Below are 22,858 nucleotides of genomic sequence, written 5' to 3'. Positions count from 1 at the left end.
ACTTGTTCGATGTCCGAATCCCCCGTTTCCTCCGGCGGCGCGCTCGCGCTGGCCGAATCCCGCCTGCTGCTGCCTGCAGGTCTCGACACATCCGGCCTCGATCGCGCGTTCTCGGCGTTGCTCGGTCCCGGCATCGATTTTGGCGACCTGTATTTCCAGCATTCGCGTCGCGAGAGCTGGGCGGTCGAGGACGGCATCGTCAAGAGCGGTTCGCATGCGATCGAGCAGGGCGTCGGCGTGCGCGCGATCAGCGGTGAGAAGACCGGTTTCGCCTATTCCGATGACATCGATGCGGTCGCGCTGTTGGGCGCGGCGCAATCGGCGCGGGCGATCGCGCGCGATGGCCGCGCGCATGCACCGCTCGCGCTGGCGCGGACCCGCGCCCACGATCTGTACCCGGCGCAGGACCCGATCGACGCGCTGGGCAGTGAGGCGAAGGTCGAAGCGCTGCGCCGCGTCGACCGCATGCTGCGCGCTGCCGATCCGCGCGTGCAGCAGGTGATGGTCAGCCTGTCGGGCGGTGTGGACACGGTGCTGGTCGCGCGCAGCGACGGCGTGCTGGCCGGCGACGTGCGGCCGCTGGTGCGGCTCAACATCCAGGTGCTGGTGGAGCACAACGGTCGCCGCGAATCCGGGTACTCAGGCTACGGAGGGCGCTACTCGTATGAAGAGCTGCTGGGCGACGGCAAGCCGGAGCGTTTCGCGCGCGAGGCACTGCGCCAGGCGCTGGTGAACCTCGAAGCGATCGATGCGCCGGCCGGCACCATGCCGGTCGTGCTCGGCGCCGGCTGGCCGGGCGTGCTGTTGCATGAGGCGGTCGGCCACGGCCTCGAAGGCGATTTCGCGCGCAAGGGCACCAGCACGTATGCGGGTCGCCTCGGCCAGCGCGTCGCGTCGAAGGGCGTGACCATCGTCGACGACGGCACGCTCGCCGGTCGCCGCGGCTCGCTCAACATCGACGATGAAGGCACGCCGACGCACTGCACGACGCTGATCGAGGATGGCGTGCTGACCGGTTACATGCAGGACACGCTCAATGCGCGTCTGATGGGCGTCGCGCCGACCGGCAACGGCCGCCGCGAGTCATTCGCGCATCTGGTGATGCCGCGCATGACCAACACCTACATGCTGGCCGGGCAGGACGATCCGCAGGACATGATCCGCTCGGTCAAGAAGGGTCTGTACGCGGTGAACTTCGGCGGTGGCCAGGTCGACATCACCAACGGCAAGTACGTGTTCTCGGCGACCGAGGCCTACCTGATCGAGGACGGGAAGATCACCGCGCCGGTCAAGGGCGCGACGCTGATCGGCAACGGTCCGGAGACGATGCAGCGCGTGCGCATGATCGGCCACGACATGGCGCTCGACGAGGGCGTCGGTGTCTGCGGCAAGGATGGGCAGAGCGTGCCGGTCGGCGTGGGTCAGCCGCATCTGCTGATCGACCAGCTGACCGTCGGCGGCACGCAGGCTTGAGAGCCGGCGTGCGGGATTCGGGTGACGCGAGTCGGAGCGGCGTGAGGCTGCAGGCCGTCAGATCCGTCATCCCCGCGTGCGCGGGAATGACGGCGGACGGCACTCAGCGTGCGTCGTCGACGTCGCCGGGTTCGTCCGCCTCGTTTGCTTTGCGCTCGTCTTCAGCCGCAGCCTCGTCACCCGCGGCCAGCGATGCCGCCGCGAACACGCCGCGCAGTTCGCGGAACAGTTCGCGGAACGCGGCCGGCGGCTTGTTCTTCGCGCGTTCGGCGAGCGCGTTGCGCACCAGCTGGCGCAGACGCTGGCGATCGGCTTCCGGGTACGCATCGAGCAGTTCGGCCAGCGCCGCGTCGCCGTCGTCGAGCAGGCGCGTGCGCCAGGCTTCGGCGCGGTGCAACTGGGCGGTCTCGACGCGTGCGGCGGTGCCGCCGGCATCCATCGCGTCGCGGATCGCTTCCAGCGTCTCGTCGCTCTCGCGGCGCATCTGCTTGGCCAGAAACGCCAGCTGGCGCTTGCGCGCGATGTGCGAGGTGATGCGCCGCGCATCGGCGATGTGCGTCAGCAGACCTTCGGGAATGGGCAGTTTGCCCAGCTGGTTTTCGGACAGTCCGGCCAGGTCGTCGGCCAGCGACAGCACTTCCAGCGCTTCGCGCCGGTTCTGCTTGCGGCTGGGGCCCAGGTACTCACCCGATTCTTCGTTTATGCCTCTCATTGCAACAGGATAAGTCATTGCCCATGTCCCACGCCTTGATCGACGTTCATTCGGCTGACGATTCGGCCGTCCGCCTCGACGCATTGGCCGCGCTGTCGCAGCGCCTGCTCGACCGCTGCCGCGCTGCCGGCGCCACCCAGGCCGAGGTGTCGTGCTCGGAAGACGCGGGCCTGAGTGTCAATGTGCGCATGGGCGAGGTCGAAACCGTCGAGTCCACACGCGACCGCGGCATCGGCGTGACGGTCTATTTTGGCAAGCGCAAGGGCACCGCCAGCACCGCGGATCTGCGCGAGGACAGCCTCGCCGCGACGGTCGACCAGGCCTGCGCGATCGCGCGCTTCACCGAAGACGACGAGGCTTCGGGCCTCGCCGATGCCGACCTGATGGCGCGCCCCGGCCCGGATGGCCGCTTCGACGAGTACGACGCTTGGCATCCCTGGGCACTGGAGGCGGACGCCGCGGTGGATCTTGCGCTGGCCTGCGAGGCCGCCGGACGCGATGCCGACCCGCGCATCGCCAATTCCGATGGCGCCTCGGTCAGCACGTCGAAGGGCCTGAGCGTCTACGCCAACAGCCATGGCTTCGTCGGCGCCGAACGTGGCAGCCACCACAGCATCGGCTGCGCGCTGATCGCGGGCGAGGGCGAACACATGCAGCGCGAGGGCTGGTACAGCGTGGCGCTGGCGCAGTCCGATCTCGATGCGCCGGCCTCGATCGGGCGCCGCGCCGCCGAGCGCACCCTCGCGCGGCTTGACCCGCGGCCGCTCGCGACCGGCAGCTATCCGGTGCTGTTCCAGGCCGAAGTCGCGCGTTCGCTGATCGGCCACCTGCTGGGCGCGGTATCCGGCGGTGCGCTGTACCGCCGCGCGAGCTTCCTGCTCGACAGCGTCGGCACGCAGCTGTTTCCCGACTGGTTCGGCATCTTTGAGCGCCCGTTCCTCGAACGCGGTTTCCAGTCCTCGGCCTACGACGCCGAAGGGGTTGCCACGCGCGAATCACCGTTGATCGAGGGCGGCGTGCTGCAGCGCTATGTGCTCGGCAGCTATTCGGCGCGCAAGCTCGGCCTGCAGAGCACCGGCAATGCCGGCGGCGTGCACAACCTGGAGATTCCCGCCAACGCGGGCGGTCTGCAGGATCTGCTGCGCGGCATGGACCGTGGCCTGCTGGTCACCGGCCTGATGGGGCAGGGCGTCAATGCGGTCACCGGCGATTACTCGCGCGGCGCTTCGGGTTTCTGGGTCGAGGGCGGCGAGATCCGCCATGCGGTCGATGGCATCACCATCGCCGGCAACCTGAAACAGATGTTCGCCAATATCGAAGCTGTCGGCAGCGACATAGACCCGCGTTCGCACGTGCGCACCGGCTCGATCCTGCTCGGCCGCATGACCGTTGCCGGCGGCGACTGACGTTCCTGCACTTGACGGTGGCCCCGCATCCCTGAACAGTGCGCCGCAAGGCCACGGCCTGATCCTTCCACTCAACCCGAGGCGTCCCGCATGAGCGAGTTCGACAAGTACACCACTGCATCGCCTCCCCCCGCCGGCGTCGCGTCTTCGGAAGAACGTCAATGGGGCCTGTTCGGCCATCTCTCCGCGCTGACCGGCCTGTTTACCGGCGGTGTCGGCAACATCGTCGGTCCGCTGGTGATCTGGTTGATCAAGAAGGACACGATGCCCTTTGCCGCCGACCAGGCGCGCGAGGCGCTCAACTTCAACATCACCCTGCTGATCGTGGCCGTCGTACTGCTGCTGATCACCCTGGTGACCTTCGGCCTCGGCGCGGTGCTGACTTTCCCGCTGTCGATCCTGATCGGCATCGCCTGGCTGGTGCTGACGATCATTGGCGGGATGAAGGCGAATGAAGGTGTGGCGTACCGCTATCCCTTCGCGCTGCGCCTGATCAAGTAAGCGATCAATCCAGCGGCCCTGCACAGGCCCCGGCGTCCGCGCCGGGGCCTGTCGTGTTCGGGGGTGCCGGAAGTCCGGGTGACCTCCGCGCCTGTCGCCAGGCGCGGAGGATGGGCACGCTGGCCTCACAATCCACGAACGGAGGCCATCCATGCAGACCGCATCCTTTCCGCAGACGCTGCCGGCAAGCGACAGCCGCCATTGGGCAGCGGCCATGCATCTGGGCGCGCTGGTGCTCGCCCTGCTGACGAGCTGGATCTCGGGTGTGGCCGGCGCGCTCGTTGCCGGGGTGGTGTATCTGCTCAAGCGCGACAGCGACGCCTTTGTCGCCGCGCACGCGCGCGAGGCGTTGAACTTCCACCTGAGCATGTGTCTATACGCCTGCGCGATCGTCGTCGCGGCCATCGGTCTGCTCGGTGCCACCGTGCTGACGCTGGGTATCGGCGCGATCGTCACGCTGCCCGCAGGCCTGCTGCTGGCCATCGCGGCCGGCGGACTGGCGATGCTGTGGCTGATCAGCAGCATCGTCGCCGCGGTGCGCGCCTTGAACGGCGAGCACTATGTGCATCCACTGACGATCCGGTTCTTCGGCAGCTAGCGCCCGTCCTGCGGGCGCTAGCTGCCGCGCTCGTGGCTCAGTGATCGCGCTCGATCGCCCGGCGGCCAAGCGCGGCCAGCGGCCCCACTGTTTCGCCAAACGGCGCGAGCGCATCGCGCATACGCGCGGCCAGCCCATCGAGCCGCGCGCGCGAGGCGTCCGCGCCGATCAACGCAGGGAACGTCGCCTTGTCCTGGGCGACGTCCTTGCCGGCGGTCTTGCCGAGCGTCGCGCTGTCGCCTTCGATGTCGAGCAGGTCGTCGCGGATCTGGAAGGCCAGGCCCAGTGCATCTGCGAAATCGTCCAGACGCGCGCGCGTTTGCGCATCGACGCCGGCCGTGAGTGCGCCCAGCGCGACCGCCGCGCGGAGCAGTGCACCGGTCTTCATCGCATGCAGGCGTTCGAGCGCGGCCACGCCGATCGAGCCGCCATCTCCGGTCGCCGCCAGATCGAGCGCCTGGCCACCGCACATGCCGTTCGCGCCCGATGCGCGGGCGAGGGTCGCCACCATCGCCAGGCGCACCTCGGCAGCGAGCGGCGATTCGGCGAGCAACGAGAACGCCAGCGTCTGCAGCGCATCGCCGGCCAGGATCGCGGTCGCCTCGTCGAAGGCGACATGCACGGTCGGCTGGCCGCGGCGCAGGGCGTCGTCGTCCATTGCCGGCAGATCGTCGTGGACCAGTGAATAGGCGTGCACCAGTTCGACCGCCGCGGCGGCGGCGTCGGCGGCGCCTGCGGGGGCGCCGAAGGCGTATGCGGTCGCATGGACCAGTAACGGGCGCATGCGTTTGCCGCCCAGCAGCACCGCGTGCCCCATCGCTGCGTGCAGCCGCGGTTCGCCGTCGGCGACGGAGTCGAGTGCCTGCTGCAGCGTGGCGTCGGTGCGTGCGCGCCAGGTGTCGAGCAGTGCGCCGGTTTCGACCGCCGGATCAGGCATCGGGGTCATCGACGCTGGTATCGCCGAACGGCTGCGCGCGCTCGGGCGATGCGGGATCGCTGAGCAGCTTGACCCGCAGCTCGGCATCCTCGAGCGCCTGCTGGCAGCGCCGGTACAGGCCGACGCCGCGCTCATACGCGCCCAGCGAGTCTTCGAGGCTCAGCTCGCCGCCTTCCATGCGCTCGACCAGCGTCTCGAGCTGGGTCAGGGCGTTTTCGAAGTCGGCGACGGGACTGGTTTCGGCGGCAGCGGGTTTCTTCGGCATGCGCGCATTTTAAGCGATCGGCGCGTCGGGGACCGTGTGCATCGCGCCCGGCGGTAGCCAGTGCAGCTGGCGATCGCCCCCGCGCAGCCAGGCCTCGAAGCCGGCGTCGAAGGCGAGATCGCCGGCTGCGAGCACGCGATTTTCGGCATCGGCCAGTACAGGCAGCTGGGCGCGGATCCACGGCGGCACGCCGAGCGCCTGCAGCACATGCTTGAGTGCGTGCGAATGCGCACGGCCGGACAGGCGGATGCGTTCACCACCCTGGCGGGCACGCACGGTCCAGTCGACGCCGTCGGCAGCGCCGTCCAGCCGTAGCTGGCCACCATGGGGCAGATGCAGTGGCGTGCGCCCGTCCCAGTGCTCAATGAACGCCGAGCCCAGTGGCGCCCGGATCGGGCCGGCTTGCAGCAGGCTGCGCCAGCGTTGCAGGCGATGACCGGCCCAGTCGAAGCAGGGCACGCGATCCACGCGGCCGGCTTCGAGATCGGCGTTGCACCAGTCGACCGCGCGCGCCGGCAGCGGCGGCATCTGCAGGACTTCGGTCCAGCGACGCAGCACGCGTGCGCGCCGCGCGGCGGGAAGCGCGCGCAGCGGGCCGAGTCGAAGCACGGCCGGATCGCGTGTCCGCGCGGCCGCCAGCGCCTCGTCGTCGCTCACGGTCAGCAGTGCGCTGGTGTCCGCCTGCAAGGCGGCGACCGTCGCCAGCGCCGCGTCCACCTGTGGCCAGCGCGTGCGCAGCAACGGCAGCACACGATTGCGCAGAAAGTTGCGGTCGGCCTCGATGGCTGCGTTGCTCGGGTCTTCGATCCAATGCAGCGCGTGCGCCTGTGCATAGGCGTGCAGTTGCGCACGTGGCAGCGTCAACAGCGGCCGCCACAGCCAGCCGTTCGCGAGCGGACGGAGCGGACGCATCGCCGCCAGCCCGTCCGGCCCCGAGGCGCGCAGCGCACGCAGCAGCACGGTTTCGGCCTGGTCGTCACGGTGGTGGGCGAGGGCGAGCACATCACCCGGTTCGAGCTGGCCGGCGAATACGGCATATCGCGCGCCGCGCGCCGCGGCTTCGAAGCCGTCTCCGCTATCGCGCGGCACCTCCACATGGATCACGCTGCACGGCACGTCGAGGCGCGCGCAGGTGGCGAGGCAGTGCGCCGCCCAGTCGTCGGCGTCGGCGTGCAGGCCATGGTGGACATGAAGGACGCGCAGGCCACGCGCACGCAGCGCAGGTGTATGCGCGAGTACGTGCAGCAGCACGCTGGAATCGAGCCCGCCGCTGTAGCCGACGAACAGGCGGCCGTGCATCGCGTCAGGGAATTCGGTGGCCGGCAGTTCGATCTGCATGGCGGCATGGTATCCCTGCAACCTGGGCGGTGAATGGGGCGATCGGATGCTGCGCAGGGAATCGTGGTGGGTACGGGGACTGGTCGGGCTTGCGATCACCGTGGGCCTGCTGTTGGTCGGGTCTTACCTGTTGAATCCGTTCGGCGCACAGGGCTGGGATCCGCGGGAACGTGTGCTCGGCCATGCGCTTTACCGGGTGCCGTCCGCAGCGATGGCGCCTGCGTTGACGCCCGGTCAGGTCGTGATCGCGCGTGTGGCGCCCTATCGGCGACGCACACCTGCGCGTGGCGATCTGGTGGTGTTCGTCTCGCCTGTGGACGGCAATCGCTGGCTGAAACGAGTCGTCGGCTTGCCCGGTGAGCAGGTCGCGATCGTCGACGGAAGCTTGCAGGTCGATGGCCGGGAGGTGGTCGAGGATTACGTGGCGCCTGGCAACCGCACGCAGAGTTATTCCGTGTGGATGGAAGGGCGCAGGGTGCCGCCGGGTCACGTACTGCTGCTCGGCGACAACCGCGACAACAGCCACGACGGTCGGCTGTTCGGATTCGTTGCGGTCGACCGCCTGGTTGCCCGGGTCGTCGGGCTCGATTGAGTCGGACGCGATGCTGCGATCCGGCCATGCGGTCGTCGCACGCATGCGATCGGCCTACAGTCGCGGATCGAATTCGCAGGAACCCCACGCATGTCCGTTCTGTTCACCCCGTTCCGCCAGCGCGATCTGACACTGCGCAATCGCATCGCGGTCTCGCCGATGTGCCAGTACGCGTCCGTCGATGGTGTGCCGGATGACTGGCATCTGGTGCACCTGGGCAGTCGCGCGGTCGGCGGCGCGGGACTTGTGATGACCGAGGCCTGCGCGGTGTCGCCCGAAGGCCGGATCTCGCCCCAGGACGCCGGCATCTGGAACGACGCGCAACTGGAGGCGTGGGCGCCGATCGCGCGCTTCATCCGCGCGCAGGGCGCTGTGCCCGCGATCCAGCTGGCGCACGCCGGGCGCAAGGCCAGCACGTTCGCACCATGGCTGGGGCGCAGCGCGGTGCCGTTGGCCGATGGCGGCTGGCAGGTCGTGGCGCCTTCGGCGCTGGCCTACAACGCGGACTACCCGGCGCCGCAGGCGCTCGATGCGGCCGGCATCGCGCAGGTCGTCGACGATTTCCGCGCGAGCGCGGTGCGCGCGCTGGAGGCAGGCTTCGAGGTCGCCGAGCTGCATGCCGCGCACGGCTATCTGCTGCACCAGTTCCTGTCGCCGCTGTCGAACACGCGCGACGACGCCTGGGGTGGCAGCTTCGACAATCGCGTGCGCGTGGTGCTCGACGTGGTCGATGCGGTGCGCGGCGTCTGGCCCGAACGCCTGCCGCTGTGGGTGCGCATCTCGGCGAGCGACTGGGTCGAAGGCGGCTGGGAGATCGAACAGAGCATCGAACTGGCGCGGCTGCTCAAGGCGCGCGGGGTGGATCTCATCGACACCTCGAGCGGTGGCCTGTCGCCACTGCAGTCGATCGATGCGGTGCCGGACTACCAGGTGCCGTTCGCGCGACGCATCCGTGAGGAGGTGTGTATGGCCACAGGTGCGGTGGGGTTGATCACGACGCCGGCGCAGGCCGAGCGCATTGTCGCCGACGGCGATGCCGACCTCGTGCTGCTGGCGCGCGAACTGTTGCGCGATCCCTATTTTCCGCGGCGCGCGGCGCGCGAGCTGGGCGCTGAGATCGAGACGCCGGACCAGTACCTGCGCGCGTGGTGAGGGCTCAGGCGCGCGATTCGCGCTTGGCGATATCGACCCATTCCCGCTGTTCTCGGCGGTAGTACGCAGGCGCCAGATCGACGCGGCGCAGGGTGTCGGCATATAGCGCTCGCGCCTTGTCGGCCTGTCCGTGACGCTGCAGCAGGCCGGCATAGCGCACTCGAGCTTCTTCTCCGGGGTAGTCGTGGATCAGCGCTTCGTATTCTTCGACGGCCGCGTCGAAGTCGTGACCCGCTTCGACAGCGCGGGCGTAGAGCAGATGACCGTCGTGCGAGCGGAAGTCCGGATTCGCGGCGATCAGCGCGTCGAGCGTCTCGCGTGCGGCGGACGGTTCGCCGCGATGGAACTGCGCCTGCGCCAGGCCGAGCATCAGTGTCGGGTCGGTCGCATACAGACCACGCAGGGCGTCGCGGTACAAGGCTTCCGCGCCGGCGTAATCACCGCTCGCGAATTTGCGTTCGGCAAGCCTGCGGCGGTTCTCGAGGGTGTCGGCGATCTCGAGGTCGCGGCTGGCCGCACGCGTGTGACGCGTCGGATCGATCCGGTCGCGCACGCGTCCCAACGCACGGTTCGCGCCGCGGTTGTTGCGCAGTCCGGGCAGTACTTCGGCCAGCAGATACACCAGCACGCCGATGTAGGAGCCTATCAGCAGGATGAAGACCCAGTACAACGGCCTGCCGGTGCGGACCGCATGCACGCCGCAGCCGATCTGCAACAGGATCGAGAACAGGAGGATTGGACCCATCGTGTCGCTCCCTTACGCTGCCTCGTAGGCACCGTAGCTGCGCAGACGCTCGTAGCGGCGCTGCAGCAGTGCTTCGACCGGCAACTGCTCGAGCTGGTCGAGCTCGTTCATCAGCACGGCCTTGAGGCGGGTCGCGGTCTGGCGCGGATTGCGGTGCGCGCCGCCGATCGGCTCGCGCACGACCTTGTCGACCAGGCCCAGCGCCTTGAGCCGCTTAGCGGTCAGGGCCAGCTGCTCGGCGGCGTCGCGCGCCTTGCCGGCATCCTTCCACAGGATCGACGCGCAACCTTCCGGCGAAATCACCGAGTAGGTGCTGTATTCCAGCATCACGGTGCGGTCGCCGACACCGATCGCCAGCGCGCCGCCGGAGCCGCCTTCGCCGATCACGGTGCAGATGATCGGAGTCTTGAGTTCGGCCATTTCCAGCAGGTTGCGGGCGATGGCCTCGGACTGGCCGCGCTCTTCCGCGCCGATGCCCGGGTAGGCGCCCGGCGTGTCGATGAACGTCAGCAGCGGCAGCTTGAAGCGCTCGGCCATCTTCATCAGGCGCAGCGCCTTGCGGTAGCCCTCGGGGCGCGGCATGCCGAAGTTGCGACGCACCTTGGTCTTGGTGTCGCGGCCCTTCTGGTGGCCGATGATCACCACGCTGCGGCCATCGATACGGCCGAGGCCGCCGACGATCGCGGCGTCGTCGGCGTAGGCGCGATCGCCGGCCAGTTCCTCGAACTCATCGCAGAAGCTGCGGATGTAGTCATTCGTGTACGGGCGCTGCGGATGGCGCGCGAGCTGCGACACCTGCCACGGCGTGAGGTCGCGGAAGATGTGCGCGGTGCGCTTGCGCAGCTTGTCGCGCAGCGTGGCGAGCTCGGCATCGATGTTGACCGCAGGGCCGTCGCTGGCCTGGCGCAGTTCCTGGATCTTCGCTTCGAGATCGGCGATGGGCTGTTCGAAGTCGAGGTAATTCGGATTCATTCGGGAAAGCCGTCCATTGGGAAGCGACCGCGGTGCGGACCCGGGCGCGATGCGCCACGTGGGCCCGACCGGAGCCGGAAAGGGCGACAGTCTAGCGGACAGCGCCCGATGGGGCCGTACGAGGGCGTCTGGATCGCAGATCGCCGCATGTTGACGGATGTTGGGGCGCCGGATGTCGCGCCGGCGCGCAGTCAGCTCGCCCAGGGCTTGGCGATGTCCAGCCGGGCGATGCGCACGCCGGCCTGGGCGCGCAGGGTGCCCGGCAGTTCGGCATCCACGCGCACCGAATGCGCGCCGTTGACGTCCAGCGTGCCGGCGCTGCCGGCCTCCAGCAGCAGGTCCAGGCGCAACGGCGTCTTGCCGGGACGATGCTGGGCCAGCACCTGCTCCACGCGCGCCAGCGTGCCGGGCACCCGCAGGTCCAGGCGCAGCGACAGCCGGCGGGCATGTTCCGGGCAGACCGTGTGGAAATCCCAGCAACGCTTCACCCGCAGCGCGAAGCCGCCGCTGAACTCGTCCTCGCGCAGCCCGCCCTCGACGATCAGGATGCGGTCGCGCGTGAGCAGATGCGCGTACTCGCTGCTGGCATCGGCGAAGAAGCCGCACTCGAGCCGGCCACGGCCATCTTCCAGCAGCACGAAGGCCTGCGAGTCGCCGCGCTTGCGCATCGCGCCCACCTGGCCCGCGATGATCACCTGCGTTTCCGGGCGCCAGCTGTTGCCGCCGCCTTTCTGGTCGCGCGCTGCCCACAGGCTGTCGAGCTGGCCCAGATCGGTGCCGACCAGCGCCTGCAGTTCATCGCGATACGGATCGAGCGGATGGCCGCTGAGGTAATGGCCGAGCGTGTCGCGTTCGCCGTCGAGCTTCTGCTTGAGCGGCCATTCCTCACATTCGGGCAGATCGATGTGCAGCGCATCGCTGTCGCCGACGCTGCTGCCGAACATGTCGACGATGCCGGCGTTGCGGTTGCGGGTGAGTTGGTCGGTCGCCTTCAGCGCCTCGGGCAACTGCAGCATCAGCGATGCCCGGTTCTTGCCCAGCGCGTCCATCGCGCCCGCGTTGATCAGCGCTTCGAGCGTGCGCTTGTTGAGCCGCGAGGAGTCCACGCGACGGCAGAAATCCAGCAGGTCGGGGAACACGCCCGCATGCACGCGTGCCTCGACGATGTTCTCGCAGGCGCCGCGGCCCACGCCCTTCACCGCGCCCAGGCCGTAGCGGATGGTCTGCGGATCGATCGCCTCGAACATATAGGCCGAGGCATTGACGTCGGGCGGCAGCACGTCCAGGCCCATCGTCCGCGCTTCGGTCAGGAAGCCGGTGACCTTGTCGGTGTTGTCCATGTCCGACGACAGCACCGCGGCCATGAACTCGGCTGGGTAGTGCACCTTCAGCCAGGCGGTCTGGTAGGCCACCAGCGCATAGGCGGCCGAATGCGACTTGTTGAAGCCGTACTCGGCGAACTTCTCCATCAGGTCGAAGATCTGCGTCGCAACCCGCGGGTCCACGCCGTTCTCGGCCGAGCCCGCCTCGAACTTGGCGCGCTCCTTGGCCATCTCCTCGGCCTTCTTCTTGCCCATCGCGCGCCGCAGCAGGTCGGCGCCGCCCAGCGAATAGCCGGCCAGGACCTGGGCGATCTGCATCACCTGTTCCTGGTAGACGATGACGCCGTAGGTCGGCGAGAGCACCGGCTCCAGCGACGGATGCGGATAGCTCACGTCCGTGCGGCCGTGCTTGCGGTCGACCCATTCCTTGTCCATCCCCGAACCCAGCGGGCCGGGCCGGAACAGCGCGGCGAGCGCGATGATGTCCTCGAAGGTGTCGGGCTGGGCGCGCTTGAGCAGCTCGCGCATGCCGCGCGATTCGAACTGGAACACCGCGACCGTGTCGCCGCGCGCGAACAGCTTGTAGCTCTCGACGTCGTCGAGCGGCAGCGCGGCGATATCCAGCGGATCTTCGCCGGCCGCGGCGCGGCGCGCGTTGATCGCCTTCACCGCCCAGTCGATGATCGTGAGCGTGCGCAGGCCGAGGAAGTCGAACTTCACCAGGCCGATCGTCTCGACATCGTCCTTGTCGAACTGGGTGACCGGGTTGCGGCCAAGGTTGCCTTCGTCGTGTTCCGCGTACAGCGGGCAGAAATCGCTGAGCGGCGAGGGCGCGATGACCACGCCGCCGGCGTGCTTGCCGGCGTTGCGGGTCAGATCCTCGAGCTGCAGGGCGAGATCGAGCAGATCGTGGACGTCGTCCTCGTCGTTGTAGCGCGCGATCAGTTCGTCGGACCGCCAAGCATCGTCGCTGCGCGACTTGTCGGTGCGCCCCAGCGCGTCCTCCAGACCGATGCCCAGCGTCGGCGGCACCAGCTTGGAAATGCCGTCGACCATGCCGTAGGGATAGCCGAGCACGCGGCCGGTATCGCGCACCACGGCCTTCGCTGCCATGGTGCCGTAGGTGATGATCTGGCTGACGCGGTCGCGGCCGTACTTCGCGGCGACGTAGTCGATGACCTCGTCGCGACGGTCCATGCAGAAGTCGATGTCGAAGTCGGGCATCGACACGCGTTCGGGGTTGAGAAAGCGCTCGAACAGCAGGTCGTAGGGCAGCGGATCGATGTCGGTGATCTTCAGCGCCCAGGCGACCAGCGAGCCGGCGCCGGAACCACGTCCCGGGCCGACCGGAATGTCGTGCTCCTTGGCCCATTTGATGAAGTCCGAGACGATCAGGAAGTAGCCCGGGAAGCCCATCTTGCAGATGACGTCGAGCTCGATGTTGAGACGCTCGATATAGCTTTCGCGCGTATGCCCTGGCGCGATCGGATACTTGGCCAGACGCTCGACCAGACCCTCGTGCGACTGCGCGCGGATCCAGGTGTCGAGCGTGTGCTCGTCCGGCACCGGATAGGCCGGCAGGTAGTAAGTGCCCAAGCGCAGCTCGAGATTGCAGCGCTGCGAGAGCGCGAGCGTGTTGTCGATCGCGTCGGGCACATCGGAAAACAGCGCGGCCATCTCGTCGGCCGACTTCAGGTACTGCTCGCGTGTGTAGAGCTTCGGGCGACGCGGATCGTCGAGAACCCGGCCGGTGGAGATGCATACGCGGGCTTCGTGCGCGTCGAAGCCTTCGGCATCGAGGAAACGCACGTCGTTGCCGGCGATCACCGGCAGCGACAGATCGGAGGACACCTGCAGCGCGAGCGCGTTGTGCACGGTCTCGTCGTCGAAGCCGCAGCGGGTGAGCTGCAGGAACAGGCGATCGTCGAACACTTCGCGCCATTGCGTGTACCACTGCCGCGCGAGATCGTCGCGTCCGCCGGCCAGCAGTTTTGCTGCGGGGCCGTGACGGCCGGCGATCGCGAACAGGCCGGTGTTGGCCTCGCGCAACCACTCCGGACGCACGACAACACCATCGGTGCGGTGGCCTTCCAGCCAGGCGCGCGTCAACAGTCGCGAGAGCGACAGATACCCATCGTGGTCGCGGCACAGCAGGGTCAGCGTCGACGCCGGTTCGTCGCCTTCGGCCAGCGAGATGTCGGCGCCCATCACCGGCTTGATGCCCGCGCCTTCCGCCGCCTTGTAGAACTTCACCAGCGCAAACAGATTGTTGCGATCGGTCAGCGCCACCGACGGCTGGTCGAGCGCGGCGCAGCGTTTGACCAGCTCCTTGATCCGGATCGTCGAATCGGAGAGCGAGTACTCGCTGTGGACGTGGAGATGGGCGAAGCGCGCTGACATTGCGGGGGCGTGGCAACCGGAGGGTCAGGTTAGGGCCGGGGCGTAGGCCGGACAAGGCTTGACAGGGGGCGGGTCGCGCTCTGGCGCGGCGGGTGCGTGGTGGCCGACCGGAAACGGTTCATCCAGCGCCACTTTCGGGCTGGCAGAGCGCCGCGTGACCCGTCGGATGGCGCGCCTGCAGGTGCTGCGTGACGGGTTCGCTGCGCTCGCCCATCCCACGTCCGGATATCAGGCCGGCAACGGCTCGGCGAACAGATCCGCGGTCGCGGGTTCGACGATGGCATCCGACATGGCCTGGGGCAGCAAGCGCGCCACTGGCGCGAAGCTGCGACGATGATGCACGCAAGGCCCGTGCGCGAGCAGCGCGGCGAGGTGGGTCGGCGCGCTGTAGCCCTTGTGCCGGTCGAAGCCGTAATCGGGGAACTGCGCATGCAGTTCGACCATTGCGCGGTCACGGGCCACCTTGGCGAGGATGGACGCCGCCATGATCGATTGCTCGAGCGCATCGCCGCCGATGATCGCGCGCGCCGGGCAGGGCAGGCCGCGCGGCAGGCGATTGCCGTCGATCAGCACGCGCTCGGCCGCGGGCGCCAGCGCCTGGACGGCACGCGCCATGCCGACCATCGTCGCTTGAAAAATGTTGATGCGATCGATCTCGTCGACATCGACGAACTCGACCCGCCATGCGAGCGCACGCTCGACAATCTGCGGATACAGCGCTTCGCGGCGCTTCTCGGTCAACTTCTTGGAGTCGTCGAGGCCGTCGATCGGGCGCTTGGGATGCAGGATCACCGCCGCGACCACGACCGGTCCGGCGAGCGGGCCACGCCCGGCCTCGTCGACACCGGCGATACGCAGGCGACGGGTCATGGTGTCTGGTCCGGTGCGGCAGGCGCCGGCAGAACCGGCAGCGCCAACCGCGCGACGGCGTCGGCCGCAGTTGCCGACGCCCCCTGGCGCAGTTGCAGATGCAGATCGCGATAGACCGGCTGCAAGGCATCGGCAGCAGCTGGACCGCGGAACCAGTGCAGCACCGCAGCGGAGAGATTCTCGGGCGTGCAGTCTTCCTGCATGAACTCCGGCGCGATCGTGCGTCCGGCCAGCACGTTGGGCAGCGAGAAGCGGTCGACCTGCATCAACTTGAAGAGACGCACGAGGAAGGCGGTACTCGGCGCGATGCGATAGCCGACGACCATCGGGCGTTTGGCCAGCAAGGCTTCCAGCGTCGCGGTGCCGGAGGCGAGCAGCACGACATCGCTGGCGACCATCGCGGCGCGCGCCTGGCCGTCGAGCACGTGCACATCGAGCATGGAAAAACGTGGCTGTGCGAGCAGTGCGTCGATCGCGACGCGGCAACCTGCGTTCGCGGCCGGCACGACGATACGCAGGCCGGGCTGGGCGCTGGCCACCCGAGTGGCAGCGTCGAGGAAAACCTCGCCGAGCCGTCCGATCTCACCGAGGCGCGAGCCCGGCAGGACCGCGAGCACGGGTGCGTCATGCGGCAGTCCAAGCGCATCGCGCGCCGCTGCGCGGTCGGGTTCAAGCGCCAGCATCTCCGCCAGCGGATGGCCGACAAAGCGCGCGTCGACACCATGCGTCGCATAGATCGGCGGCTCCATCGGGAACAGGCAGAGTACGAGATCCGCGCTGCGCCCGATCTTCGCCGCGCGCCCCTGTCGCCAGGCCCAGATCGACGGGCTGACGTAATGCACGGTGTGGATGCCGCGATCCTTGAGCGTGCGCTCCAGACCGAGATTGAAGTCCGGCGCGTCGATGCCGATGAACACGTCCGGGCGCCAGGCGAGCAGGCGCGCGCGCAGCGTCCTGCGCAGCGTCAGCAGGCGCGGCAGATGCCGCAGAACCTCCGACAGGCCCATGACCGCGAGTTCGGAGGCGTCGTGCCACGTCTCCATGCCCGCCGCGCGCATCGCATCGCCGCCTACGCCTGTGAAGATCGCATCCGGATAGCGCGCGCGCAGCTGTTCGATCAGTCCGGCGCCGAGCAGATCGCCGGACGCTTCGCCGGCGACGAGCGCCACGCGGAGCGGGGCGCTGACTAGGGGATTTCTGATTTGGGATTCGGGGTTCGACACAGCAAGACAACGCACGGGTTCGGATAGCGGCATTGTGCCTCTTCGAATCCCCAATCCCGAATTCCCGATCCCGGCCTCAACGCAACAGCGGACGATCGCCTGCATCAATGAAATCGAGAAACGCACGCACGTCTTCGCTGCCCTGCGCCATCTCTTCCAGCCGCACGCGCGCATCGGCCAGCGAATCACCCGAGACATACAAGGCGCGGTAGGCGCGCTTGATCGCCGACGTGCGCGCGGAATCGAAGCCGCGACGCTTCAGACCTTCGGCATTGATGCCGCGCGGCCGGCCATAGCCGTCCTGCGCCACCATCACGAACGGCGGCACATCGCCGTTGACGAACGCGCCCATGCCGATGAACGCGTGCGCGCCGATCCGGCAGAACTGGTGGATGCCGACAAAACCGCTGAGGATCACATGGTCGCCGACGGTGACGTGGCCGGCCAGCGTGGCGTTGTTGGAAAACACGCAGCGGTCGCCGACAACGCAGTCGTGCGCGACATGCGTGTAGGCGAGGAGCCAGTTGTCGTCGCCGACGCGGGTGATGCCGCCGCCCTCGCCGGTACCGCGGTTGATCGTGACGAATTCGCGGATCGTGTTGCGATCGCCGATCACCAGCTCCGCGCGTTCCCCGGCGAACTTCTTGTCCTGCGGCTCGCCGCCGATTGCAGCGTGGCCATGGATGTGATTCTCACGGCCGATGCGTGTCGGGCCATGGATGCTGCAATGCGGGCCGACCGTGGTGCCCGCGCCGATCTCGACGTCCGGTCCGATCAGTGTGAACGCACCGATGCACACGTCCTCGCCCAGCCTCGCGCCAGGATCGACGACCGCGCTGGGATGGACCTGCGCAGCGCCCATGTCAGCGCGGAACCTCGGCGCAGAGGATCTCCGCGCAGGCCGCCTGTTCGCCATCCACGCGCGCGATGCCGCTGTACATGGTCATGTTGCGGATCTCGCGCTTGATCGTGACCTCGAGTTCGAGACGATCGCCCGGCACCACCATGCGCGAGAACTTCGCCGCATCGACCTTGACCAAGTACGACAGGTTGCCTTCGCAGTCCTTGCCCTTGGTCAGATGCGTGAGGATGCCCCCGGCTTGCGCCATCGCCTCGACGACGAGCACGCCCGGCATCACCGGCTGCCCGGGAAAATGGCCCTGGAAGAATTCTTCGTTCGCCGAGACGTTCTTGTAGCAGAGCACGCGCTTGCCGTGCTCGAACTCGACGACGCGGTCGACGAGGAGAAAAGGATAGCGGTGCGGCAGTAGCTTGTGGACGCCGTCGATATAGATCGGCAACGTGATCGGGTCTGTCATGGTTCCCCCTTCCCGAGCGCCGTGACGCGGCGCGCGAGCGAATCGAGCTGACGGATCCGGACGGCATTCTTCCGCCACTCGCGTGTGGGCTGGGCGGGAATGCCGGCGGAATACTCGCCGGGCTCGGTGATGGATGCGGACACCATCGTCATCGCGTGGACGACGACCTTGTCACAGATTTCGAGATGGCCGGCGACCCCGACCTTGCCTGCCAGCAGGCAGTAACTGCCGATCTTCGTGCTGCCGGCGATGCCGACGCAGCCCGCGATCGCGGTATGCGCACCGATGCGCACGTTGTGTCCGATCTGGATCAAATTGTCGAGACGCACGCCTTCGGCCAGCGTGGTGTCTTCGAGCGCGCCGCGGTCAATGGTCGTGTTGGCGCCGATGTCGCAATCGTCGCCGACCACCACGCCGCCCAGTTGCGGCACGTTGATCCAGCGCCCGGCATCCATCGCCAGGCCGAAGCCTTCGGATCCCAGCACTGCGCCGGGATGGATGGTGACGCGAGCGCCGAGGCGAACGCGCTTGACCAGGGTCACGCGGGCGATCAGATGACTGCCGTCGCCGACCACGCAGTCCTCGCCGATCACGCAGCCCGCGCCGATGGTCGCGCCCGCACCGATCACGCTGCGCGCGCCGATGCTGACGTGCGGGCCGATCGATGCCGAGGCATGGACCTGCGCACCCGGATCGACGACTGCCGACGCATGCACGCCGACGGGCGCATCGCTGGCCGGTTCGAACAGCGCGGCGATCTTCGCGTAGGCAACGTAGGGATCTTTCGCGATCAGCGCAGTGCCGGCGTAGCCGTCCGCATCCGCCTCGCGCAGCACCACGATGCCGGCCCGGGTGTCGGCGAGCTGGGGGCGATAACGCGGGTTGGACAGGAACGCGAGCTGGTCGCGCGTGGCGCCGGCGAGCGTCGCAACTCCGGACACCGGAGTGTCCGAGGCACCGTGGACGACCAGGCCGAAGCGCTGCGCGAGCGCTTCGGCGGTATGGCGGGGCTGCTGCGTGTCGGTCATCGGTCGCGCTGGATCAGAACGCACCGCCGAAGGTGAACTGCAGACGCTCGACTTCGTCGCCCTGCTTGATCAGCTCACCCGATCCGCCGCGCACTTCCTTCTGCTGACGCAGCGGATAGGAATAGCTGATCGAGATTGGGCCAACAGGCGCGCGCCACATCAGGGCGACGCCTGCAGAGGCTCGCAGTTCTTTCGCATCCCAGCTGTCGACATCCTTGTAGACGTTGCCGAAGTCGACGAACGCCGAGATGCGCGCGGCCGGGGACTTGATCAGCGACGGGAAGAACATTTCCGCCGAGCCGATCGTCTTGACCGCGCCGCCGATGGGCTGCAGGAACGAGCTGTTGAACGCCGCTTCACGCGGGCCCAGCGTGTTGTCGCGGAAACCGCGCACGGAACGCGGGCCGCCCGCATAGAAGTTCTCATAGAACGGCAGGCCGCTGGCAGTGATCGTGCGAATGTAGTCGTTCGACGTGAGGTCGCAGGGGTCGCTCGGAGGAGCCCCCGGCACCTGGGTATCGACGGTGCCGTCACCATTGCTGTCTACAAAAGTCGGCCCGGTGAAGCACACGTTGCGTACGATGTCGCTGCCGTAGCTGTCGCCGTAGCCGAGCTCGGCGCGCGTGTTGAGCACCAGGTGGCGATTGATCGGCCAGTACTTCGAGATCTCGTAGTTGAGCTTGTAGTACTCAGCGCTTGACCCAGGCAGGGTGGTCTCGAGCGACACGCGCTGCATCATGCCGCGCGTCGGCTGCAGGTAGTCGTTGCGGGTGTCGCGCGCCCATGCCAGCTCGCTGCGCCAGGCGTGGAAGGTGCGCGAGCCGAACGCGTCGACATAGTCGACGATCGATTCCGGCGAGCTGCCACGGAAAGTGAAGATCTGGTTGCGGTCGATACCGAGCAGCAGCGAGATCGAGTCGTTCTCGGTCAGCGGGATACCGAGCACCGTCTGCGCCGCGGCGCTGGTGGACGAATACTGCGCAGTGTTGAACTCGGAGTTGTCGAATTCGCGCCACCACAGGTTGTACCCCAGCGACATGCCGCCGTCGGTGAAGTACGGATTCATGAAGGAGAACGAATAGCGCTGCAGGTACACGTTGCGCTGCGCTTCCACCGATACCCGGTTGCCGCTGCCAAGGAAGTTGTTCTGCGACAGCTGCACGGACGTGGTGACACCGGCGAGCTGCGAATAGCCGAGACCGAACACGAAGCTGCCCGAGGTGGTCTCGGTGACGCTGAACACCACATCGACTTCATCGTTGCTGCCGGGCACGGGCTGGCTTTCGACATTGACGCTGCCGGACTCGAAGTAACCCAGGCGCTGCAGGCGGACCTTGGAGCGGTCTACCGCGGCCTGCGAATACCAGCTGCCCTCGAACTGGCGCATTTCGCGGCGCATCACTTCGTCCGAGGTACGGCTGTTGCCCTTGAACTGGACGCGGCGCACCTGCACGCGCGGCCCCGGCACGACCTGCAGATTGATCGCAACGGTGCGGTTCTCGCGGTCGACCTCCGGAATCGGATTCACCTGCGCGAACGCATAGCCGATGTTGCCGAGCGTGGCGACGATCGCATCGGAGCTCAGCTCCAGCAGCGCGCGCGAGAACACCTGGTCCTTCTGTACGAAGACGCGGCTTTCGATCTCTTCCTTCGGCAGCACCGTGCTGCCGGTGATCTGCACATCCGACACCTTGTAGATCTCGCCTTCGGTGATGCCGGCGGTGATGAACATGTCGGCCTTGTCGGGGCTGATCGACACCTGGACGCTGTCCTCGCTGAAATCGATGTAGCCGCGGTCGAGGTAGAAGTTGTGCAGCTTCTCGCGGTCGCCCTCGAGCTTCTCGCGCGAATACTGGTCGTCGCGGCGGTACCAGCTGAGCCAGTTGGACTCGCCCGATTCCCAGTTGTCGGTCAGCGTATCGAGGTCGTAGATCTCGTTGCCGACGATATTGATGTGCCGGATCTTGGCCGCCTTGCCTTCTTCGACGTTGATCGCGATGTCGACGCGGTTGCGGTCGAGGCGCGAGACGGTCGGGGTGATCTTGACGTTGTACTTGCCGCGGTTGTTGTACTGGCGCACCAGCTCCTGGGTCACCCGGTCGAGGTCGAGGCGGTCGAAGGTCTCGCCTTCGGACAGGCCGATCTCGGTCAGGCCCTTGGTCAGGTCTTCGGTCTTGATGTCCTTGTTGCCGGTCAGCGTCAGGCGGTTGATCGCCGGCCGCTCGGTGACCGTGAACACAAGGATGTCGCCCTGGCGCGCGACCTGGATGTCCTCGAAGAAGCCGGTGCGGTACAGCGCGCGTACCGCATCGCTGATGCGGGTCGAGTTGACCGTGTCGCCACGTTCGACCGGGAGGTAGGTGAATACCGTGCCCGCACCGATGCGCTGCAGTCCATCGACGCGGATGTCGCTGACGGTGAAGCTGCTGGCGCTCGCGGGGGCCAGGGGGGGCAGGGCAGCGGGCGCCGGCGCGGCGACAGGTGCGTTCGCGGCCGTCTGGGCCCATGCCGGCGCGGCGATCACCGTGGCGAGGGCGAGGGCAAGCAGTCGGCGGTCAGGCATTCGCGTCATCTTTGAATCCGGGTAGGGGAGTGGTTCCGGCGCGGTGTGCGCGGCGGAATCCGGGTCGGGCAGGTGTCAGCGCACGAGTTGGAGGATGTCGTTGTAGAACGCCAGGCCCATCAGGCTGGCCAGCAGGGCCAAGCCGACATATTGCCCGGCCACCATCGCGCGCTCGCTGACCGGGCTGCCTTTGACCAACTCGATAAGGTAATACAACAGGTGTCCCCCATCCAGCAGCGGGATGGGGAGGAGGTTCAGGATCGCCAGGCTCAGCGACAGCAGGGCGAGGATCGTCAGGTACCACGCAGGCCCCTGACCGGCATAGGTATTGGCGGCGCGGGCGATCGTGATCGGGCCCGCGACGGTGTTCTCGATGGCCACCCGGCCGCTGAAGGCGCGGCCGATCATGCCGACCAGTTGACCGGTCAGGTGGCCGACTTCATGGAACGCCGCCGGTATCGACGCCAACACGCCGTATTGCTGCATCGCGTCTTTCGGCGGCAACGGTTGGTTGCGGGGCGGCGCGATGCCGAAGGCCCAGTATTCGCCCCTTCCGTCGGGCAGTTCCATGCGCTTGGGCGTCATTTCCAGCGCCAGGCGTTCGCCGTCGCGTTCCACCTCGACCATCGCCTGGCCGCCGCGGTCGCCGAGCGTCTGCACCAGCGGCCCGATGTCTTCGAACACGCGCACCTGGCTGCCGTCGATGGCGGTCAGCCGGTCGCCTTCGGCCAGCACGCCCCATGCCGCGGAACCCGGTTCGACGCTGCCCACGACCGCGGGCAGCAGCAGATGCCGCGGCCACAGGCCGATCGCGGGCGTGATGCGCCGCTGGTCGAAGCCTTCGGGCAACTCGGACAGCCGCAGTTCGCGAACGACTGCGCGGTCGCGTTCGTCGGTCACGCGCAGCGTGACGTCCTCCCGGTCGAGTGCAGCGGGCAGCAGTGCCAGCTGCACCTCCATCCACGTCGGCGTCTCGCGATCACCGACCGCATCGATATGGTCGCCCGCGCGCAGCCCCGAGGTTTCGGCGATGCCGCTGGCCTGGCCGACGACGGGCGCGTAATCGGGGCGTCCGATCACAAACATCGCCCACAGCAGGGCGACGCACAGGATCAGGTTGGCGATCGGGCCAGCGGCGACGATGGCGATCCGCTTCCACACCGACGCGCGATTGAATGCCTCGTGCGCGTCGGCTTCCGGCACTGGGCTCTCGCGCTCGTCGAGCATCTTGACGTAGCCGCCCAGCGGGATCATCGCGATCTGGTAGACCGTGCCGTCCTTGCCGCGGCGCGACCACAGCGCGCGACCGAACCCGACCGAGAACCGCAGCACGCGCACGCCGCACCGGCGCGCGACCCAGTAGTGGCCGAACTCGTGGAAGGTCACCAGCACGCCGAGGCTCACGATCAGCCACCACACCGAGCCGAAAAATTCAGACATCA

General features: G+C 67.9%; 20 protein-coding genes. 6 read left to right on the top strand and 14 right to left on the bottom strand.

Annotated features, from left to right (window positions below):
* The first annotated feature begins 9 nt into the window (after window positions 1-9).
* Window positions 10-1,473 (top strand): metalloprotease TldD, encoded by a 1,464-nt coding sequence (gene tldD / locus J2W68_RS09235; RefSeq protein WP_310234905.1) that lies wholly within the window; start codon window positions 10-12, stop codon window positions 1,471-1,473.
* A 103-nt stretch (window positions 1,474-1,576) separates the two neighbouring features.
* Here tldD and yjgA read toward each other — a convergent pair whose 3' ends face one another.
* On the bottom strand, window positions 1,577-2,185 hold the full coding sequence (gene yjgA, locus J2W68_RS09230) for a ribosome biogenesis factor YjgA (protein WP_310234903.1): 609 nt from the start codon (window positions 2,183-2,185) through the stop codon (window positions 1,577-1,579).
* A 23-nt stretch (window positions 2,186-2,208) separates the two neighbouring features.
* On the opposite strand from yjgA, the gene pmbA reads away from it, so the two are divergent.
* The 3 genes from pmbA (at window position 2,209) to J2W68_RS09215 (ending at window position 4,690) form a co-directional block, all read left to right on the top strand.
* A complete protein-coding gene (gene pmbA / locus J2W68_RS09225; RefSeq protein WP_310234900.1) occupies window positions 2,209-3,591 on the top strand; it encodes a metalloprotease PmbA in 1,383 nt (460 codons plus the stop codon).
* 90 nt (window positions 3,592-3,681) lie between these two features.
* Window positions 3,682-4,092 (top strand): DUF4870 domain-containing protein, encoded by a 411-nt coding sequence (locus tag J2W68_RS09220; RefSeq protein ID WP_310234897.1) that lies wholly within the window; start codon window positions 3,682-3,684, stop codon window positions 4,090-4,092.
* 151 nt (window positions 4,093-4,243) lie between these two features.
* Window positions 4,244-4,690 carry a DUF4870 domain-containing protein gene (locus J2W68_RS09215; protein WP_310234894.1) on the top strand — a complete coding sequence of 149 codons (447 nt, stop codon included), beginning with the start codon at window positions 4,244-4,246 and terminating at the stop codon, window positions 4,688-4,690.
* A gap of 37 nt (window positions 4,691-4,727) precedes the next feature.
* On the opposite strand, the gene J2W68_RS09210 is transcribed toward J2W68_RS09215, so the two are convergent.
* From J2W68_RS09210 to tilS, 3 genes are read right to left on the bottom strand one after another with little or no spacing between them, the layout of a single operon-like run.
* On the bottom strand, window positions 4,728-5,627 hold the full coding sequence (locus tag J2W68_RS09210; RefSeq protein WP_310234979.1) for a polyprenyl synthetase family protein: 900 nt from the start codon (window positions 5,625-5,627) through the stop codon (window positions 4,728-4,730).
* Complete coding sequence (locus tag J2W68_RS09205) at window positions 5,620-5,892, bottom strand: exodeoxyribonuclease VII small subunit (RefSeq protein ID WP_310234891.1); 273 nt, start codon at window positions 5,890-5,892, stop codon at window positions 5,620-5,622. The genes J2W68_RS09210 and J2W68_RS09205 overlap by 8 nt, the downstream gene beginning before the upstream one ends.
* A gap of 9 nt (window positions 5,893-5,901) precedes the next feature.
* Window positions 5,902-7,230: a tRNA lysidine(34) synthetase TilS gene (gene tilS / locus J2W68_RS09200; protein ID WP_310234888.1), complete on the bottom strand. Its 1,329-nt coding sequence runs from the start codon at window positions 7,228-7,230 to the stop codon at window positions 5,902-5,904.
* Between the two features lie 46 nt (window positions 7,231-7,276).
* On the opposite strand from tilS, the gene lepB reads away from it, so the two are divergent.
* Window positions 7,277-7,822, top strand: a complete 546-nt coding sequence (gene lepB, locus J2W68_RS09195) for a signal peptidase I (RefSeq protein ID WP_310234885.1) — start codon at window positions 7,277-7,279, stop codon at window positions 7,820-7,822.
* A gap of 90 nt (window positions 7,823-7,912) precedes the next feature.
* Window positions 7,913-8,974 (top strand): NADH:flavin oxidoreductase/NADH oxidase, encoded by a 1,062-nt coding sequence (locus J2W68_RS09190; RefSeq protein ID WP_310234881.1) that lies wholly within the window; start codon window positions 7,913-7,915, stop codon window positions 8,972-8,974.
* A gap of 4 nt (window positions 8,975-8,978) precedes the next feature.
* Here the strand turns inward: J2W68_RS09190 and J2W68_RS09185 are convergent, their stop codons facing one another.
* The 10 genes from J2W68_RS09185 to rseP form a co-directional block, all read right to left on the bottom strand.
* Window positions 8,979-9,719, bottom strand: a complete 741-nt coding sequence (locus J2W68_RS09185; protein WP_310234879.1) for a tetratricopeptide repeat protein — start codon at window positions 9,717-9,719, stop codon at window positions 8,979-8,981.
* Window positions 9,720-9,731: 12 nt separating this feature from the next.
* Entirely contained in the window at window positions 9,732-10,691 is a 960-nt protein-coding gene (locus J2W68_RS09180) for an acetyl-CoA carboxylase carboxyltransferase subunit alpha (protein WP_310152792.1), read from the bottom strand.
* A gap of 191 nt (window positions 10,692-10,882) precedes the next feature.
* On the bottom strand, window positions 10,883-14,413 hold the full coding sequence (gene dnaE, locus J2W68_RS09175) for a DNA polymerase III subunit alpha (RefSeq protein ID WP_310234876.1): 3,531 nt from the start codon (window positions 14,411-14,413) through the stop codon (window positions 10,883-10,885).
* 228 nt (window positions 14,414-14,641) lie between these two features.
* Window positions 14,642-15,283, bottom strand: coding sequence for a ribonuclease HII (rnhB, locus tag J2W68_RS09170; protein WP_310234873.1), 642 nt, complete (start codon window positions 15,281-15,283; stop codon window positions 14,642-14,644).
* Window positions 15,280-16,539, bottom strand: coding sequence for a lipid-A-disaccharide synthase (gene lpxB / locus J2W68_RS09165; protein ID WP_430539698.1), 1,260 nt, complete (start codon window positions 16,537-16,539; stop codon window positions 15,280-15,282). The genes rnhB and lpxB overlap by 4 nt, the downstream gene beginning before the upstream one ends.
* 43 nt (window positions 16,540-16,582) lie before the next feature.
* Window positions 16,583-17,368, bottom strand: a complete 786-nt coding sequence (gene lpxA, locus J2W68_RS09160; protein ID WP_310234866.1) for an acyl-ACP--UDP-N-acetylglucosamine O-acyltransferase — start codon at window positions 17,366-17,368, stop codon at window positions 16,583-16,585.
* Between the two features lies 1 nt (window position 17,369).
* On the bottom strand, window positions 17,370-17,825 hold the full coding sequence (gene fabZ, locus J2W68_RS09155; RefSeq protein WP_310234863.1) for a 3-hydroxyacyl-ACP dehydratase FabZ: 456 nt from the start codon (window positions 17,823-17,825) through the stop codon (window positions 17,370-17,372).
* Complete coding sequence (lpxD, locus tag J2W68_RS09150; RefSeq protein ID WP_310234861.1) at window positions 17,822-18,853, bottom strand: UDP-3-O-(3-hydroxymyristoyl)glucosamine N-acyltransferase; 1,032 nt, start codon at window positions 18,851-18,853, stop codon at window positions 17,822-17,824. The genes fabZ and lpxD overlap by 4 nt, the downstream gene beginning before the upstream one ends.
* 13 nt (window positions 18,854-18,866) lie before the next feature.
* Window positions 18,867-21,425: an outer membrane protein assembly factor BamA gene (gene bamA, locus J2W68_RS09145; RefSeq protein ID WP_310234859.1), complete on the bottom strand. Its 2,559-nt coding sequence runs from the start codon at window positions 21,423-21,425 to the stop codon at window positions 18,867-18,869.
* Window positions 21,426-21,491: 66 nt separating this feature from the next.
* The gene (rseP, locus tag J2W68_RS09140; protein WP_310234856.1) at window positions 21,492-22,856 is read right to left on the bottom strand and encodes an RIP metalloprotease RseP; all 1,365 of its coding nucleotides are present in this window, start codon (window positions 22,854-22,856) and stop codon (window positions 21,492-21,494) included.
* Between the last annotated feature and the right edge of the window lie 2 nt (window positions 22,857-22,858).

Origin of the sequence: Luteimonas terrae, assembly GCF_031457535.1 — a bacterium.
GTDB lineage: Bacteria > Pseudomonadota > Gammaproteobacteria > Xanthomonadales > Xanthomonadaceae > Luteimonas > Luteimonas terrae_A.
The sequence above is the reverse complement of the archived record's forward strand: the minus strand, read 5'-3'. Positions and strand labels throughout refer to the sequence as shown.